The sequence below is a fragment of the Glutamicibacter sp. V16R2B1 genome (assembly GCF_005774635.1).
Classification (GTDB): domain Bacteria; phylum Actinomycetota; class Actinomycetes; order Actinomycetales; family Micrococcaceae; genus Glutamicibacter; species Glutamicibacter creatinolyticus.
The window spans coordinates 1-15,406 of the sequence record NZ_VATX01000015.1; the positions used below are offsets into that span (position 1 = coordinate 1).

The window sequence follows — 15,406 nt, forward strand, 5'->3', positions numbered from 1 at the left end:
CGTAACCAACCCGCGGATATCAGATTCGACCACGTCGTCGCTGAATAACAGCACGAGTCATGAACCGGCCTGAAGGTCGGGGCTCCCGGGGAACGGCAAGGCGACCACGCGCCCATTCGGATGCGGGGTCGCCTTGTTCTGCCTATCTTGACAAAGTCAGCAACATATCAGGTGCCGGCGGGCAGTGCTTGCGGCCGCCTGGAACGGGTGATCCCCGCCAGTTGGGTGCAGCTGGCGGGGATCACTGGTGCCACGGGGTCGCCGAAGGCCTGGTCTTAGGCGAAGGCGGAGATGCCGGTGATCTCCCGGCCCATGATCAGCGCCTGCACCGTTTCGGTGCCCTCATAGGTGTGCAGCGCCTCCATGTCCGCGAAGTGGCGGGCCACCCGGTTGTCGGTCAGGATGCCGTTGCCGCCCAACAGGTCCCGAGCGTTCGCCGCGATCGAACGGGCGGTGCGGGTGGCGGTGTACTTGGCCAGCGAGGCGGCCGGGCCGGTGAGCTTGCCCGCCATTTCGCGGCGGGTGGACTGCACGGCCAGCAGCTGGATGGTCGCCAGCTCGGACTGCATGCGCGCCAGTCGCTCCTGCACCACCTGGGAGGCGGCCAGCGGGCGGCCGAACTGCACGCGCTGCTTGGCGTAGGCCACCGCGGATTCATAGCAGGCGGTCGCATGCCCAACCGCCGCCCAGGCCACGCCCAGGCGGGTGGCGAAGAGCACCGCGGCGGTGTCCTTGAAGCTGTTCGCGCCGGGCAGGACCATCTCATCGGGAACAAACACGTTCTCCAGGCGGATGTGCGCCTGCCAGATGGCGCGCAGCGACAGCTTGTTCTTGATCGTGGTCGCGGTGTAGCCCGCGGACTGCTGGTCCACCAGCAACCCGCGCACCTTGCCCTCGTCATCGCGGGCCCAGACCACGCTGATCCCGCCGACCGAGCCGTTGCCGATCCACTTCTTCTCGCCGTTGAGCACGTAGCCGCCCTCCACCCGGGTGGCCCGGGTTTCCAGGGACACCGAGTCCGAACCGTGGGTGGGTTCGGTCAGGGCGAAGGCGCCGGGCAGTTCCCCGCGCAGCATCGGCACGCCGAACTTTTCGATCTGCTCGGGGCTGCCGCACTGCAGGATGGAACGCAGTGCCAACCCGGCCTGCACGCCCACAATGGTGCCCACCGAGCCGTCGCCGCGGTGCAGCTCCATGTTCACCAGCCCGGCGGCCATGGCGCTCATCGGGGCGTACCCCTTGGGGGTCTGCCCGTCGCGCAGCAGGTCGGCGTCGCCCAACTTCTTGACCAGGTGCAGCGGGTAGTCGGCGGTCTCCCAGTATTCGTGCGCGACCGGGCGCACCTCATCCAGGGTGAAGGCGCGGGCCTTGTCCCACCAGGCCCGGTCCTCGGGCTCAAGGTCCTCGAAGACGCCGGTGGGATCGATCTCCACGTCGGTGGTCCACAGCTCGTAGTCCGGCTCGGTGACACCGGTGGGGAATTCGTAGGTGGTTTCTTGGGTCATGGCAGGTTGCTCCATCGGCGAAGGTGAATCTCTCGTCCACCAGCCTAATGGAACTCAGTTTCATGTCAAGAAACTTTGTGTCAGATCTTCTTCTGCCGCCCTCGGCGGCGCGGTTCAGATCCCGCCGGCCTGCTTCAGCGCCTGGGCCACCTCATCCAGCACGGCCTGCTGGTCGCCGCCGGGGTTGATCACGGAAACCACCACGGTGGTGCGCTGCCCGGGAGCCGTCTCGGCCTGCTCCGGGGAAATGAGGTCGGCAAAGCGGCTCAGGAAGCGGCGCACGTCCGCGGCCAGCTCATCACGGCCGGTCGCCGCGTGGTCGCGCAGCCAGGTGCGCAGGTGATCGTTGTGGATCGAGACCAGGGCCGCGCTCAGCCCCAGGCGCAGGGAACGCTCCCCGGGTGCGGCAAACAATCCCTTGGCGCGCAGATAGTCGTTAAAGGCCCGTTCGAAGCGGTGGGTGGAAACCAGCTCCCGGTCACGCAGCGCGGGCACCTCCTGAAGCAGCTGGTGGCGCAGTTCCGCTGCCGGGGGATTGGCGGTGTACTGGTCAAACACGACCGACACCGCCTCGGTCAGCGCCTGCATGGTCGGGGCCGAACTGGTGCCCAGCACCGTCTGCAGATGGGTGATGATCATTTCCTGGTCCGCGAAGACCATATTCTCCTTGGAACCGAAACGGCGGAAAAACGTGGAACGGGACATGCCGGCGGCGTTGGCCAGCTCATCGACGCTGGTGGCGTCAAATCCCTGGTCGATCAGCAGTTCGAGGGCGGCAACGGGCACGGCGGAAGAAGTGATCATGATTTGTTGAATCTAGCATGTTTCCGCGGTTTCCCGCCCCGTCCGAACCGGGCGCACCACCCCGGCCACGACGGCGGTGCCCCAGCTTCGCAGTGGGACGGGGCGCTGGGCCGAAGCTGGGATCTGCCAGTGTGGGGCCGCGTTGAGATTGTGATAGGCCGCCGCCGTGATTAGGCTAAACAACATGATGCGCCGCACCGTGGTGTGGTCATCGGCCCGAAGCACGACCTGAAACGAAAGAAGTGAGGATCGATGGGTATCTCAATTGCAAATGCCGCACTACGTCTGGTCAGCGGTGCGTACATCCTCAACAGCGGCATCAACAAGCTGCGCCTGGATGAGGAAAGCGCCGCCGGGCTGCAGCAGATGGCCTCCAACGGCGTGCCGCAGCTGGGCAACATGGAACCGGCAGCGTTCGGCAAGGCGGTCTCCGCCACCGAGATCTCGCTGGGCTCTGCGCTGCTGCTGCCACTGGTTCCCTCCCGCCTGGCCGGACTGGGGCTGGCCGGCTTCTCCGGAGTCATGCTCAGCATGTACCTGCGCACCCCGGGGCTGACCGAATCGGACGGCATCCGCCCCACCGCCGAGGGCGGCACCCTGGCCAAGGACGTGTGGCTGGCCGGAATCGCCGTCGCCCTGATCTTCGGGCGCCGCTCCTACCGGCAGCAAAAGAAGAAGAACAACAACAAGTAGGCTTTTCGGGGCCGAACCCACCGGGTGCCCCCGCCATCGGCGATGTCCGTCCCGGCCGGGGCGGGCGCGGTTGGTTCGGGGTGGCTTAAGCAAAACCGCGGTGTTGGCAGGACCAGTTTCGGTCATGCCAACACCGCGGTTTTTGCGTCTGCGCCTAGTCCTGCTGGACCGGCTGCTTGGCCTGCTGCGGCTGCTCCGCCGGGCGGCCGCGGAAGAAGACGACCACCAGGATGGCGGCCAGGGCCACCAGCCCGGGCAGCAGCATTGCCTGCCCCAGGCCCACCGAGATCGGCTCATGCAGGAAGTCGGGCAGCACCGCGCCCGGGGTCAGCTCCCCGGAGACATCGGGCAGCGGGGCGTCCGGGCCGGCCTGGGACTGCACCTGCGCCGAGATGCGCGACTGCATCATCACCGCGATCAGCGCCGAGCCGAGCACCGCACCGATCTGCCGGGTCGTGTTGTACACCCCGGAACCGGCCCCGGCGTTGGCCGGGCCCAGGTCGCGGGTGGCGGTCAGCGACAGCGACGGCCAGATCATGGCCGAACCCAGCCCCTGCAGCACCGGTGGAAGCAGCAGCACCCACAGTGGGGTGTCGGCGTGCATCAGGAACGCGTAGCTGACGATGCCCCCGCCGAACAGTGCGAAGCCCGGGATCGCGAACTTGCGCGGGTCGTGGGCGGTCACGCGCTTGCCCACCCACGGTGCGCACACGGCCGAGACGATCGCCATCGGTGACATCAGCAGCGCCGCCTGGGTGGGGCTCAGTTCGCGTACCGACTGCAGGTAGAAGATCATCGGCAGGCTCAGCGTGGTGATGGCCAGGCCCATGAAGCTGATGCCCAGGTTCGCCAGGGAGAAGTTCCGGTCGCGGAAGAGGCCCAGCGGCACCAGCGGTTCCTTGGTGGTGCGCGACTGCCACCAGATGAACGCCGCGAACAGCACCAGCCCGGCAACGATCAGGTGCACCGAGCCGATCGGCCCGATGAACGGTTCCCAGTTGGTGGAATCCCCCTCCTGGATGCCGTAGACCAGGGCGAACATGGCCGCCGCGGAGAGGATCACGCCCAGCGTGTCGAAGGTCGGCGAGTGCGGCTGGAGCTTGGGCACCCAGCGCATCACCAGGATGAAGGTCAGCACGCCCACCGGCAGGTTGATGAAGAAGATCCACTCCCAGCCCAGGGTGTCCACCAGCAGCCCGCCGGCGATCGGGCCCACCAGCGAGGCCACCCCGGCCACCGCGCCCCACACGCCCATGGCCGCGCCACGGTGACGGTAGGGGAAGAGCCGGGTGATCATCGTCATCGACTGCGGGGACATCATCGCCGCGCCGAAGCCCTGCACGGCGCGGGCGGCAATCAGCGAGCCGATGCTGGGGGAAAGCCCGCACCAGGCCGAGGCGCCGGTGAACAGCACCAGGCCAATCAGGTAGATGTTGCGCGGGCCGAAGCGGTCGCCCAGGCGCCCGGTAATCAGCAGCGGCACCGCAAAGGTGAGCAGGTAGGCGCTGTTCACCCAGATGATCGCGGTCAAATCCGCGTGCAGCGCCCCCATGATGGCCGGCATCGCCATGGACACGATCGTGGTGTCCAGCAGGATCATGAAGAAGCCGATGACCAGCGCCCATAGCGCCCGCCACGCGGCCTTGGAGTCAAATTCGGGGGAAGTCACCTGCCAAGCTTAGACCCCTGCGGCCCGGCATGCCGTTCCCTGGGCCTAGGGTGAGGGGAATTCCACGTTGCCGCAGATCCGGGTGACCACATCCCCGCCCACCCAGATGCCGGTGCCGTCGTTTTCCACGTGCAGGATCGCCGAGCGCCCCACCCGGGTGCCCTGGCGGACGGTGTAGCGCTGCGGGGCCAGGGCCGCCTCGGTCAGCCACTGCCCGAATCCGGCGTTCAGCGAGCCGGTGGCCGGGTCCTCCTGGATCGCCTCGCTGGGCACGAAGGAGCGGGCCTCGAAGTCGGCCGGAGGCTGCAGCACCACCGAGCCGAAGCGCTCCTCGGAACGGTAGCGGTCCGAGGCATCCAGCGGGCGCAGCTCCTCCCGGGTGCCGGACACGCGCGGCAGCACGCTGCCGCGCGGCTGCCAGGACCCAAAGGTGACGCTGGAGGAGGTGTAGGGGCCGATCACCCCCAGCTCCAGGCCCTCCAGGGCGGGGTAGTCCGGTTCGATGCCCAGCACCACGTCCGCATCGCGCAGCAGCAGCCCCACATGGTTCGGCCCGTTGACCAGCCACTGGTGGGCGAGTACGTCCTTCGGGCTGATCCCCAGCCCGCTGATCGCCCACTGCAGCACATCGTCCTCCACCGGCCCGCTGCGCGTCAGCGGCGGGGCCAGGAAGGAAAGGCGGCGCAGGTGCTTCGCCCCGGCCTCCCGCTCGACGCGCACCTCGATCAGGCCTGCGGCGCACTGCTGGATCAGGTGTTCGTCGCGGGCCGGCTGCCCGCCGGCCTCCAGCCAGGCCTGGGCGGCACCCAGGGTGGGGTGCCCGGCGAAGGGCAGCTCCGTGCTGGGGGTGAAGATCCGGATGGAGTAGTCGGCCCCCGGCTCGGTGGGGGCAAAGAAGAAAACGGTTTCGGACTGGTTCATCCACCGTGCGAAGCTCTGCATCGCCTCGGTGTCCAGCTCATCGGCGTCGAAGACCACGGCCAGCCCGTTGCCGCTGAAGGCGGTGGGCGCGAACACATCAACCTGCTGATAGGCGAAGACGGGGTTCATATATTGCATGGTGGCACATCCGTGCGCGCGGGTCAGCCGGTGTTACGCACTGAAGTGGGCGCATGACACCGGCTGACCCTTAGCGTTGCCGGCCCGTGGGCCGGAGGGGCAAACTGACAGCCGCCGGGTGACGGGCTACAGCCTGCCTACCAATGGTGGGCGACATCGATCACCAGCCGTGAACCGGTGCCCGGTCCATCCAGCGTGAAGGCCCGCATCGGCAGCCGGGCCCGGGTGGACAGGCCCCAGTCGGTTTGGCCTTCGAAGCTGCCCAGGTAGGCCAGCTGCCGGAAGGTGGTGTAGTCCAGGGAGCGGATCGTCGCCCCCGGGTTGTAGGTCGGCTGCCCCTTGGAGTTGTAGGCCGGGGCGTTGACCGTGATGGACAGCGTGGCCCCGCCGCGCAGCGTGACCTTCTTGCCGCTGCCCGGGGCGTAGAGCGCGTTGACGTACTTGACGGTGTACCCGGTCTTCTTGCCCGTCAGGTCAATGACCAGGCGGTCGAAGCAGGCGTGGCGTCCGGTACGCACATCGTCAACGCTGGTGGATCGTGCATGGGTGGACACCGTCTTGGTCAGCGATCCCCAGTAGACGGTGGCGCATGCGGTGGCCGGCGACGCTGCCGGCACCGATACTGCAGTGGCCGATGGTGCCACTGTCATGAGTCCTGTTGCTATTATTGCCGCGGCTAATCCGAGCTTCTTGCGGCGCATTGCCCTCACCGGCTTCCCTTCTGTTTGAGCGCCTGGACCACAGCACAGTGATCCATGAAACCAGTACAGGTGGTGTGCCCCACGAAAACAAGGGACTGTTGGATTCGGCGCCCAAACGGTATCGGTTCGATACCTAGGAACTTTGCGCGGTTCCACGCTGTGCGTACATTCGGATGTCGCCCAGCAACGTTAAAGCCGACTGTGACATGCTGTGAACATGCTTCCCAGTCCTACTGCACCGATTGAAGACCTCGAAAGCAAAGTCACCGACGTTGTCGAAGCCTCCGGGTTCCTACCCGAATCGTTGCGATTCTGGGCGGTGATCGCGGTCGGGTTACTGCTGGCGGCGGTCCTGACCTTCGTGCTCAGCTTCGCGTTCACCCGGATTTTCCACCGCAGCCAGACCATGTCCAGCGACATTGCCGCCACCCGGCTGCCGTTCTTCGGCGCCCTGGCCGCAATTGTGGTCAAGAGCGCACTGCTGGCACTGCGCCGGGACCAGACCGGATACCAGTTCTGGCAGTTCGCCTGGCTGGTCGTGCTGGTCACCTGCGTCACCTGGTTCCTGATCCGCCTGTCCAAGGGGATCGAGAACTTCATGCTGGAGCGGTTGCAGAAGAAGATCGGCACCGGACGCAAGCTGGCGAAGGTGGAAACCCAGATCGGGCTGCTGCGCCGGGTGCTGGCCGCGATCCTGGTGGTGCTGGCGGTCGCCGCGATCCTGCTGACAATCGAACAGGTCAGGGCGCTGGGCGCCGGTATTCTGGCCTCCGCCGGCCTGATGTCGGTGGTCGTCGGTCTGGCGGTGCAGACCCCGCTGTCCAATGTTTTTGCCGGCATGCAGGTGGCCTTCACCGACTCGATCCGCGTGGGCGACACCATCGTGGTGGAAGGCGAACGCGGCTCGGTGGAGGAGATCACCCTGAGCTACGTGGTGGTCCTGCTGCTGGATGGGCGGCGCATGATCCTGCCCTCCACCTACTTCACCACCACGCCGTTTGAGAACTGGTCGCGGCGCTCCACCGAGATCAGCGGCAATGTGGTGCTGGAGCTGAAGTGGAACGCCCCGGTGGACTACCTGCGCAAGCGCACCACCGAACTGCTGGAGTCCTCGGATCTGTGGGACGGGCGCAGCAACTCCCTGGTCGTGACCGACGCGGTCGGCGGGCTGCAGACCGTGACCATCTATTTATCGGCCCGCAACGCCGGCGACCTGTGGGACCTGCGCAACATGGTGCGCGAAAAGCTGCTCGCGGAGCTGGTGGCCGACTACCCCGAAAGCCTGCCCGACCCGCGGATCCAGCCCGAGATCGGCTCCTAGCCGCATCCGGCCGGCCGCAGCTGAGGACGGCGCCCGCAGCCTGTGCTGCCGGCGCCGTCGCTCTTTAACGCCCGTGCAGCCCTGGGCGGCAGAGCGTGGGTGCGCCGCTGTTCGTTAAGGGCAGGGTCCGGCGCAGGGGGTAGCGGCGGAAGCAGGACGCCTAGAGGCGCAGGGCGGCCGGACCGTAGTCGTCGAGCTGCTGCTGGCGCAGGGTGCGGCGGCGCAGCTCGTCGATCAGCGACCCCGCCTTGGCGATCAGGTCCGCGATCATGGTGTCATCGCGCTCAACCCAACGGAATTCGGGCACCGCGTTCAGCGGGACGAAGTTCTCGTGCTGTTCCCACACGAACAGGGTGCGTTCGGCGCCGATCACGTACTGCTGCCACAGGATCTGGCGCAGGTAGTGGCGCGGAACCCGGTTGAAGGGCTTGTTCGTGGTCTTGATTTCAGCCAGCACCGGGGTGCCCTGGGCATCGAAGCCCAGCCCGTCCGGGGTGGCCAGGTGCAGGCGGTTCTCCCGGGAATGGAACAGCTGGCTGGAGGGGAAGATGTTGAAGTTCTCCAGCACCCAGTTGGCGATCACCGGCTCGCGGCGCCGGCCGTGCTCGGTGTAGGGGTTGCCGGAAAAACCGGAACCGTACAGCTTGTCCCAGGCCGCGGACTTGATGGAGCGTTCGGTGGACAGCTTGGCGACGTCGGTGGCGGTAATGCCCTGTGAGCGGGCCCGCAGCCATTCAATGCGGTTCGACGAATCGGCCAGCACCCGCTGGAAGCACTCATGCCCCGCAGGGGACCCGACCGGCGAACCAAGGGAAGAAGCAACACTCACCCGTCCCATTGTTCCCCATCCGGGGGTCGAAACCCGGCTTCGGCGGGGTGCGAGTCGCACCACCCGGGATCCGGGATGCGTCACACCGGCGGGCCAGCGCCGGACCTAGAGGTGCTCGGCGACCGCTGCCAGCAGCTGGTTCACGGTGGGCACCGATTCGGCGCGCAGCAGCTGGCGGTCCTCATCCAGCAGCCGGATCACCGGGGTGGAACTGATCCCCAGTTCCCGGCCCAGCTGCCATTCGGCCACCACGTCGACCTCGCGCACCTCCAGCGCCGGGACCAGCTCCGCCACCCGGCGCACCACCTGGCGGGCACGGACGCAGGGGGCACAAAACGGCTGGGTGTAGAGTTCCAAAACCATGGTGCGCCCAGCATACCCGGGCGTTGGCCCGGCCCGCCGTGAGTGCTACCACGGTAGGAGAAAACGGGCGGCGTTTTTCGCCCGCTCGGCCGAGGACGCGGTGGGTGCGCGGCTGGAAAGCTGGGATCATGCTTGAAAATACTGCTGTTCTCAGTGCCCGGGCCCTGACCCGCCGCTACGGTTCGACCACCGCCCTGGACGGGGTGGACCTGGACGTGGCGCGCGGAGGCTCCCTGGCCATCATGGGGCCCTCCGGATCCGGGAAGTCCACCCTGCTGCACACCCTGGCCGGGATCGAGACCCCGAACTCCGGTTCCGTCACCCTGGCCCTGCCCGGCCGGGCCCCGGTGGAAATCACCGGCCTGGGGGAGGGGCAGCGCTCGAAGCTGCGCCGTGAGGCGTTCGGCTTCGTCTTCCAGTCCGGGCTGCTGATCCCGGAACTGACCGCGGAGGAGAACGTGGCGATGGCCCTGCTGATCAACTCCACCCCGCGCCAGCGGGCCATCGAACTGGGCCGCCAGGCGCTGATCCGGATGGGGCTGGCCGGCATGGAGCAGCGGCGGATCGGTGAACTGTCCGGCGGGCAGGCGCAGCGCGTGGCGATCGCCCGCGCCCAGATCACCGGCGCCCAGCTGATCTTCGCCGATGAGCCCACCGGTGCGCTGGATTCGGCCACCGGGGCCGAGGTGCTGGACGCGCTCTTTGCCGGCACCGTCGCCGAAGGCAAGACCCTGGTGATGGTCACCCACGACGAACAGGTCGCCTCCCGCTGCGACCGCGTGGTGCGCCTGCTCGACGGGCGGATCGCCAGCGATTCGCTCTCCGGCCAGGCCGACGGGGTGTTGCGCTGATGAACTCACTGTATCTGGCCTGGCTGCTGGGGCGGCGCACCAGCGGGCGGCGCGGGCCCCTGCTGCTGACGATCACCAGCTACGCGGTGGTCACCGCCCTGGTGCTCACCGTGGTCGGTGGAGCGCTGGCATTCCGCCAGCTGCCGGCCGAGGCCCAGGGCACCTACCTGTCCCTGGCCGCACTGGCGGTCATGCTGCTGATCATCCCGTTGCTGGTGCTCGGACGGGCCGCGGCCCAGCTCTCGGCGCGCAGCCACGACCGGGCCCTGTCCTCGCTGCGCCTGATGGGCGCCACCGGTGGGCAGGTGCGATGGATCAGCGTGCTGCAGGCGGTGGCCGCGGCGATGGCCGGCGCGGTGCTGGGCGTGGGGCTGTATTACCTGCTGGCCCCGCTGGTGGGGCTGATCCACTTCCAGGGCCGGGCGCTGGGCAACGCGGTCTACGCCTCCGCGCTGGTGGTGGTCGGGGTGCTGCTGGCGGTGGCGGTGCTTTCGGTGATCAGCTCACTGATCGGGCTGCGCAAACTGGTGATCACCCCGCTGGCCGTGCGTCGCCGCGCACTGACCCCCAAGCCCCGCTGGGTGCGCGCCCTGATCGCCCTGGGCGTGCTGGTGGTGCTGTACAACGTGTTCACCTACCTGGATGTCATCGCCCGGGATCTGGCCACGATGCTGGTGATCCTGGTGCTGGGCATGGGAATGGGGCTGGGCGTGATGAACCTGGTCGGCCCGTGGCTGGTGGCCATGGTGGGCCGTGCCAAGCTGCGTAAGGCCCAGGACGGGGCGCAACTGCTGGCGGCCCGGATGATCCTGGAATCCCCGCAGCAGGCCTGGCGCCAGGTCTCTGGGGTGGCGATGGCCGCCTTCATCGCCGTGGTCGGCGGCACCGGCGCGGCGATGATGCAGCTGACCGGGGACACCGGCAGCGCCGGATGGGAGCAGCACCTGGGCAAGGACGTGCTGAGCGGGGTGCTGCTGACCCTGGCGGTGAGCTTCATCTGCGTGGCCGCCTCCAGCACGATCACCCAGGCCGCCGCCACCCTGGACCGGGCGGACCTGTACCACGGGCTGAACCGGCTGGGCATGCCCTACGAGCTGATGAACCGGGCCCGGGTGAAGTCGGTCATGATCCCCACCCTCACCGCGGCCATCGGGTTTGGGCTGGCCTCCCTGGTCCTGGTGTTCCCGCTGGCCGGAATGGCCCTGATCATGCAGCCGCTGACCGTGCTGACCGTCTGCGTCGGGGCGACCGGCGCCGGGCTGCTGCTGGTCCGCCTGGCGATTTCCGTTGCCGCCCCGCAACGCCTGCTTTCGGCCGGGGAGCGCGGGGGGATCCACGCGCTCGCCGAATAGGGCGGGCACCGGGCAGGCCCGGAACGGGTCGGCGGCGGGCATCGGGCTGCCGCCGACCCGTTCCCTTAACGTCTGGAGGGGCGGTTCCGGGTTGGGGCGCAATATTTGTTCATCCGCGCCGGTGGCCGCACCGCACCGGAAAACCGGGGATGGCGGAAACCCACTCGAAGCTGTGGCCTGAATTACAGTTGACGCGTGTTGCCTAATGAATGCGGCACCGCGTAATGTTGCATCCGGTCCAGGTATGGTTTGCCTAACCAACCTTGGCCGGTTTTTGGTCCCTTGCTACTGCAGATGGAAACAAGATGAAACTAACTCGTCGTCATACCCTGGTCGCCGCGGCGGCCGCCACCGCGCTGGCCCTGACCGGCTGCGCCGCGGACACCGCGAAGGAGGCGCAGCAGAGCAGCGCTGCCGCCTCCGGCCCGATCACCATCGAGCACATCTATGGGGAAACCACCTTCGACCAGGTGCCCGAGGACATCGCCACGATCTCCTGGGTCAATGCCGACGCCCTGCTGGCCCTGGACACCGTTCCGGTCGGCATGGACAGCGACATCTGGGGGCAGAACGCCAATAACTCGACCGACTGGAAGGACGCCAAGCTCAAGGAGCTGGGCGCGCAGATCGGCTCCGAGAACGCGCCGACGCAGTTCTCCGTCGCCGACGGGATCGACTTCGAGGCGATCGCCCAGGCCAAGCCGCAGGCCATCTTCGCTGCGTACTCCGGGTTGACCAAGGAGGAGTACGACAAGCTGTCCAAGATCGCTCCGACCGTGGGGCCGATCGAGGCCAACTACCTGACCAGCTGGCAGCAGACCACCGAAGCGGCCGGCGAGCTGCTGGGCAAGGACGAGCAGGCGCAGCAGCTGATCGAGGACCTGGAAGGTGAGTTGGCCGGGCAGGCCGAGAAGTACCCGGTCTTCAAGGACACCAGCTTCATCGCCGGGGATTTGTCCCAGCCCAAGACCATCAGCCTGTACGCCGGGGAGGACAACCGCCCGCGCTTCCTGACCTCGCTGGGCATGAAGCAGGCCGAAGTGGTCACCCAGAACACCCCGGAAGGCTCCTTCTACTTCGAATGGTCCCCGGAGAAGGCCAATGAGCTGAAGTCCGACATCTTCTTCGCCTCGGTCGCCTCGGGCACCACTGTGCAGGACGCGCTGAAGAGCAACGAGCTCTTCGCCCAGATCCCGGCCTCCAAGACCGGCGGGCTGGTGGCCATGGAGAACGACCAGCAGGTGCTTTCGGTCTCCGCGGCCTCCCCGCTGTCCCTGTCCTGGGCCATCGACAACGTCGTGCCGAAGCTGGCCGACGCCGCCCAGAAGGCCGCCGAGGCCAAGTAGCGCCGCGTTTGCGGCTAGGAGTTGATCGCCAGGTAGTGCAGTTGCGCCTCAAGCGAATGGGTTGCCGCGCCGACAAGGCGCGGATCAAGGTCGGGGTACACCAGGTCCAGCAGTTCAGCGGGCGTGGCGTGGGCCCCGGCCTTGCCCAATGCGCGCAACCCGGCACGCACCTGCTCCAGGCGCTGTTCGCGGTGCTGCCGGTAGGCGGCGATCAGCGCGTGCGACCCGGCATGCTGCGGCCCGTGGGCTGGATGCAGCGGCAGGTCCGGCAACCCGGCCAGGCGCTGCAGCGAATCCAGGTAGTCCACCAGTGTGCCGTCCGGGTGCTCCAGGATGGTGGTGCCCCGGCCCAGGATCGTGTCCCCGGTGAACAGCCCCGGCGCGTCCTGGCGGAGGAAGCACACCGAATCGGAGGTGTGCCCCGGCGTGGTGAGCACCTGCAGCCGCACCCCGGCCGCGTCGATGACCTCCCGGTCCGACAGCGGCGCGGCGTCGCGGCAGTGCTCGGGCAGCAGCGCGCGCACCGGGGCGTTGGTCAGCCGGTGCAGCCGGTCGATCCCGCCGGTGTGATCGGCATGCCGGTGGGTGATCAGCACCAGCACCACCCGGTGGGCGGCCAACGCGGCCAGGTGCTCCTCCAGGTCCGGGCCCGGATCGATGAGCACCACGGGGCTGCCGGAGCCCAGCGTGGCGTGGACGTCGAAGAGCAGGTAGCTGTTGGTGCCCTCCAGGGTCATCTGCGAGGGGTTCGCGGCCCGCAGCACGGCGAGCCCGGGGCCCAGAACGGTGGGACTGGCAAGATCTTTCATAGCAACGAGTGTAGGAAGCAATGAGCGCGACCGAAAGTACAACGCGCAGCACCGCGATCCGCCCCGGGCGCAAGCTCGGGGTGTGCCTGGGCCTGCTGCTGCTGCTCATCCTGGGCGTGGGCGCCTCCCTGGCGTTGGGGGCCCGGCCGGTGCCGTTGGCCTCGGTGCTGGGCACCCTGGCCGATTATGACGCGGCCAACCCGGAACATGCGGTGGTGCATTCGCGCATTGCGCGCACCGTCGGGGCCCTGGTCACCGGCGCGGCGCTGGGGCTGGCCGGGGCCGGGATGCAGGGGCTGACCCGCAACCCGCTGGCCGACCCCGGGATCCTGGGGCTGAACGCCGGCGCCGCGCTGGCGGTGGTCGCCTCGATCGCGCTGTTCGGCTCGCTGGGCCTGGGCGGGATGATGCTGGCCGCGTTTGCCGGGGCCGCGGCGGTGATGACCCTGGTCTACCTGGTCGCCTCCATCGGTCGGGAGGGCGCCACCCCGATCAAGCTGGCGTTGGCCGGCGCCGCCCTGGCGGTGGGGCTGACCGCGGTTACCAACGCGCTGCTGATGATTTCCCGGGCCGCGCTGGACGAATTCCGGTTCTGGCAGATCGGCACCCTGGCCGCGCGCGGGGTGGACACCTACCTCACCGCCCTGCCGGTGGTGCTGCTGGGCTGCCTCATCGTGCTGGGCACCGCCCGGGTCTCCAATGCGGTGGCGATGGGCGAGCAGACCGCGACCGCGCTGGGCTTCAACCTGGGCCGGATGCGGCTGCTGGGGTCGATCGGGATCGTGCTGCTGGCCGGGACCGCCACCGCGGTGGCCGGGCCGATCGCGTTCGTCGGGCTGATCATCCCGCATGCGGTGCGCCTGCTGATCGGTTCGGACTACCGCTGGCTGATGCCGGGGTGCCTGCTGGCCGGGCCGGTGCTGATGCTCGCCGCCGACGTGCTTGGACGGCTGATCGCCCCGCCGGGGGAAGTGCAGGCCGGGGTGATGTGCGCGCTGGTTGGCGCGCCGCTGTTCATCGCGCTGATGCGCCGCGGCATGAAGGCGGTGAGCCTGTGAACCTGCCAACCTCAAAATCCCGGGTCACCGCCGCCCTGGCCGAACGCGCCCCGCGGCGCACCCGGGCAGCGGTCAGCGCCCTGTGGCTGGTGCTGGCGCTGCTGGGCGGCGCCGCCGCCTACCTGTTCTGGGGGCGCGAGGCCCTGGACCCCGGCGAGGTGCTGGCCGTGCTGGGCGGGCAGAGCGTGCCGGGCACCTCGTTCATCGTGATGGAGGACCGCCTGCCCCGCCTGGTGGTCGGGGCGCTGGCCGGGGCCGGTTTCGGGGTCAGCGGCGCCCTGTTCCAGCGCTGGCTGGGCAACCCGCTGGCCAGCCCCGACGTGATCGGCGTCGGATACGGTGCGGCGGCCGCGGCGATCGTGGCGATGGTGTACTTCGGGGTCAACGGCTGGGCGATGAACGCCGCCGCCCTGGCCGGCGGGCTGGGGGTGGCGGCGGTGATCTACTGGCTCTCGGCCTCCGGCACCCGCACCGGCCCGCGGCTGATCCTGGCCGGGCTGGCGATCGGGGCGATGCTGCAGGCGGTGATCCAGTACCTGCTCACCCAGGCCCAGCTGAACACCGCCGGGGACGCGATCCGCTGGCTGACCGGCTCGCTGTCCGCCGCCACCTGGGATGCGGCGGCGGTGCTGGGCCTCGGGCTGGGGGTGGTGGGCCTGGTGCTGGTGCCGGTGGTGGTGCGCCAGCTGAAGCTGCTGGAGCTGGGGGAGGACACCGCCGCGGCACTGGGGCTGAACGTTCCGGCGGCCCGCGCGCTGCTGGTGTTCACCGCGGTGGCGATGGGCGCGATCCCGGTGGCTGTCACCGGCCCGCTGGCCTTCGTCGCCTTCCTGGCCGGGCCGATCAGTGCCGCGCTGACCCGATCGGCCATTAACATTGGATTATCAGCCCTGACCGGCGCGGTGATCGTCGTGGTGGCGAACTTCGCGGCCGCGAACCTCTTTGCGCAAGTGTCCCTGCCGGTGGGCGTGATCACCGGAGCATTCGGCGCACCGTTCCTGCTATGGGTCCTGGTGCGTGCCAACTCAACTGGAAACGGGGGATAA

The 15,406-nt window shown here is 68.5% G+C and carries 15 protein-coding genes; 7 read left to right on the forward strand and 8 right to left on the reverse strand.

Translation table 11 applies throughout. The features are described from left to right. Positions 1-275 precede the first annotated feature (275 nt). Both FDN03_RS10080 and FDN03_RS10085 read right to left on the reverse strand, forming a co-directional pair. Positions 276-1,505: an acyl-CoA dehydrogenase family protein gene (locus FDN03_RS10080; protein WP_138176533.1), complete on the reverse strand. Its 1,230-nt coding sequence runs from the start codon at positions 1,503-1,505 to the stop codon at positions 276-278. 114 nt (positions 1,506-1,619) lie between these two features. Beyond that, a complete protein-coding gene (locus FDN03_RS10085; RefSeq protein ID WP_138176535.1) occupies positions 1,620-2,309 on the reverse strand; it encodes a TetR family transcriptional regulator in 690 nt (229 codons plus the stop codon). A 252-nt stretch (positions 2,310-2,561) separates the two neighbouring features. Here FDN03_RS10085 and FDN03_RS10090 point away from each other — a divergent pair, with 252 nt between their 5' ends. Further along, positions 2,562-3,002 carry a DoxX family membrane protein gene (locus FDN03_RS10090; RefSeq protein WP_138176537.1) on the forward strand — a complete coding sequence of 147 codons (441 nt, stop codon included), beginning with the start codon at positions 2,562-2,564 and terminating at the stop codon, positions 3,000-3,002. A gap of 154 nt (positions 3,003-3,156) precedes the next feature. Here FDN03_RS10090 and FDN03_RS10095 read toward each other — a convergent pair whose 3' ends face one another. The 3 genes from FDN03_RS10095 to FDN03_RS10105 form a co-directional block, all read right to left on the reverse strand. After that, on the reverse strand, positions 3,157-4,671 hold the full coding sequence (locus FDN03_RS10095; protein WP_283205480.1) for an MFS transporter: 1,515 nt from the start codon (positions 4,669-4,671) through the stop codon (positions 3,157-3,159). Positions 4,672-4,716: 45 nt separating this feature from the next. Continuing rightward, positions 4,717-5,721: a PhzF family phenazine biosynthesis protein gene (locus tag FDN03_RS10100; protein WP_249354489.1), complete on the reverse strand. Its 1,005-nt coding sequence runs from the start codon at positions 5,719-5,721 to the stop codon at positions 4,717-4,719. 146 nt (positions 5,722-5,867) lie between these two features. Beyond that, entirely contained in the window at positions 5,868-6,380 is a 513-nt protein-coding gene (locus FDN03_RS10105; RefSeq protein ID WP_246049568.1) for a hypothetical protein, read from the reverse strand. 268 nt (positions 6,381-6,648) lie between these two features. Here FDN03_RS10105 and FDN03_RS10110 point away from each other — a divergent pair, with 268 nt between their 5' ends. After that, on the forward strand, positions 6,649-7,752 hold the full coding sequence (locus FDN03_RS10110) for a mechanosensitive ion channel domain-containing protein (RefSeq protein WP_054821715.1): 1,104 nt from the start codon (positions 6,649-6,651) through the stop codon (positions 7,750-7,752). A gap of 160 nt (positions 7,753-7,912) precedes the next feature. On the opposite strand, the gene FDN03_RS10115 is transcribed toward FDN03_RS10110, so the two are convergent. Then, positions 7,913-8,590, reverse strand: a complete 678-nt coding sequence (locus tag FDN03_RS10115; RefSeq protein ID WP_138176543.1) for a YqaJ viral recombinase family protein — start codon at positions 8,588-8,590, stop codon at positions 7,913-7,915. A 96-nt stretch (positions 8,591-8,686) separates the two neighbouring features. Continuing rightward, a complete protein-coding gene (locus tag FDN03_RS10120) occupies positions 8,687-8,944 on the reverse strand; it encodes a thioredoxin (protein WP_138176545.1) in 258 nt (85 codons plus the stop codon). Between the two features lie 128 nt (positions 8,945-9,072). Here FDN03_RS10120 and FDN03_RS10125 point away from each other — a divergent pair, with 128 nt between their 5' ends. From FDN03_RS10125 to FDN03_RS10135, 3 genes are all read left to right on the forward strand, one after another. Next, a complete protein-coding gene (locus FDN03_RS10125) occupies positions 9,073-9,795 on the forward strand; it encodes an ABC transporter ATP-binding protein (RefSeq protein WP_138176547.1) in 723 nt (240 codons plus the stop codon). After that, positions 9,795-11,147, forward strand: a complete 1,353-nt coding sequence (locus FDN03_RS10130; RefSeq protein WP_138176549.1) for an FtsX-like permease family protein — start codon at positions 9,795-9,797, stop codon at positions 11,145-11,147. The genes FDN03_RS10125 and FDN03_RS10130 overlap by 1 nt, the downstream gene beginning before the upstream one ends. A gap of 305 nt (positions 11,148-11,452) precedes the next feature. Beyond that, positions 11,453-12,493: an ABC transporter substrate-binding protein gene (locus tag FDN03_RS10135; RefSeq protein WP_138176551.1), complete on the forward strand. Its 1,041-nt coding sequence runs from the start codon at positions 11,453-11,455 to the stop codon at positions 12,491-12,493. A gap of 14 nt (positions 12,494-12,507) precedes the next feature. Here FDN03_RS10135 and FDN03_RS10140 read toward each other — a convergent pair whose 3' ends face one another. After that, a complete protein-coding gene (locus FDN03_RS10140; RefSeq protein ID WP_138176553.1) occupies positions 12,508-13,302 on the reverse strand; it encodes an MBL fold metallo-hydrolase in 795 nt (264 codons plus the stop codon). 20 nt (positions 13,303-13,322) lie between these two features. Between FDN03_RS10140 and FDN03_RS10145 the strand changes: the two genes are divergently transcribed. After that, the gene (locus FDN03_RS10145) at positions 13,323-14,360 is read left to right on the forward strand and encodes an iron chelate uptake ABC transporter family permease subunit (RefSeq protein ID WP_138176555.1); all 1,038 of its coding nucleotides are present in this window, start codon (positions 13,323-13,325) and stop codon (positions 14,358-14,360) included. Further along, positions 14,357-15,406 carry an iron chelate uptake ABC transporter family permease subunit gene (locus FDN03_RS10150; RefSeq protein WP_138176557.1) on the forward strand — a complete coding sequence of 350 codons (1,050 nt, stop codon included), beginning with the start codon at positions 14,357-14,359 and terminating at the stop codon, positions 15,404-15,406. Before FDN03_RS10145 ends, FDN03_RS10150 begins: the two co-directional genes overlap by 4 nt.

What these genes read in the sequence shown, in the direction of transcription:
- FDN03_RS10125 (WP_138176547.1), top strand. Translation starts at nt 9,073, where the DNA reads ATGCTTGAAAATACTGCTGTTCTCAGTGCCCGGGCCCTGACCCGCCGC.
- FDN03_RS10110 (WP_054821715.1), top strand. Translation starts at nt 6,649, where the DNA reads ATGCTTCCCAGTCCTACTGCACCGATTGAAGACCTCGAAAGCAAAGTC.
- FDN03_RS10140 (WP_138176553.1), bottom strand. Translation starts at nt 13,302, where the DNA reads ATGAAAGATCTTGCCAGTCCCACCGTTCTGGGCCCCGGGCTCGCCGTG.
- FDN03_RS10145 (WP_138176555.1), top strand. Translation starts at nt 13,323, where the DNA reads ATGAGCGCGACCGAAAGTACAACGCGCAGCACCGCGATCCGCCCCGGG.
- FDN03_RS10115 (WP_138176543.1), bottom strand. Translation starts at nt 8,590, where the DNA reads ATGGGACGGGTGAGTGTTGCTTCTTCCCTTGGTTCGCCGGTCGGGTCC.
- FDN03_RS10100 (WP_249354489.1), bottom strand. Translation starts at nt 5,721, where the DNA reads ATGAACCCCGTCTTCGCCTATCAGCAGGTTGATGTGTTCGCGCCCACC.
- FDN03_RS10090 (WP_138176537.1), top strand. Translation starts at nt 2,562, where the DNA reads ATGGGTATCTCAATTGCAAATGCCGCACTACGTCTGGTCAGCGGTGCG.
- FDN03_RS10080 (WP_138176533.1), bottom strand. Translation starts at nt 1,505, where the DNA reads ATGACCCAAGAAACCACCTACGAATTCCCCACCGGTGTCACCGAGCCG.
- FDN03_RS10130 (WP_138176549.1), top strand. Translation starts at nt 9,795, where the DNA reads ATGAACTCACTGTATCTGGCCTGGCTGCTGGGGCGGCGCACCAGCGGG.
- FDN03_RS10085 (WP_138176535.1), bottom strand. Translation starts at nt 2,309, where the DNA reads ATGATCACTTCTTCCGCCGTGCCCGTTGCCGCCCTCGAACTGCTGATC.
- FDN03_RS10105 (WP_246049568.1), bottom strand. Translation starts at nt 6,380, where the DNA reads ATGACAGTGGCACCATCGGCCACTGCAGTATCGGTGCCGGCAGCGTCG.
- FDN03_RS10135 (WP_138176551.1), top strand. Translation starts at nt 11,453, where the DNA reads ATGAAACTAACTCGTCGTCATACCCTGGTCGCCGCGGCGGCCGCCACC.
- FDN03_RS10120 (WP_138176545.1), bottom strand. Translation starts at nt 8,944, where the DNA reads ATGGTTTTGGAACTCTACACCCAGCCGTTTTGTGCCCCCTGCGTCCGT.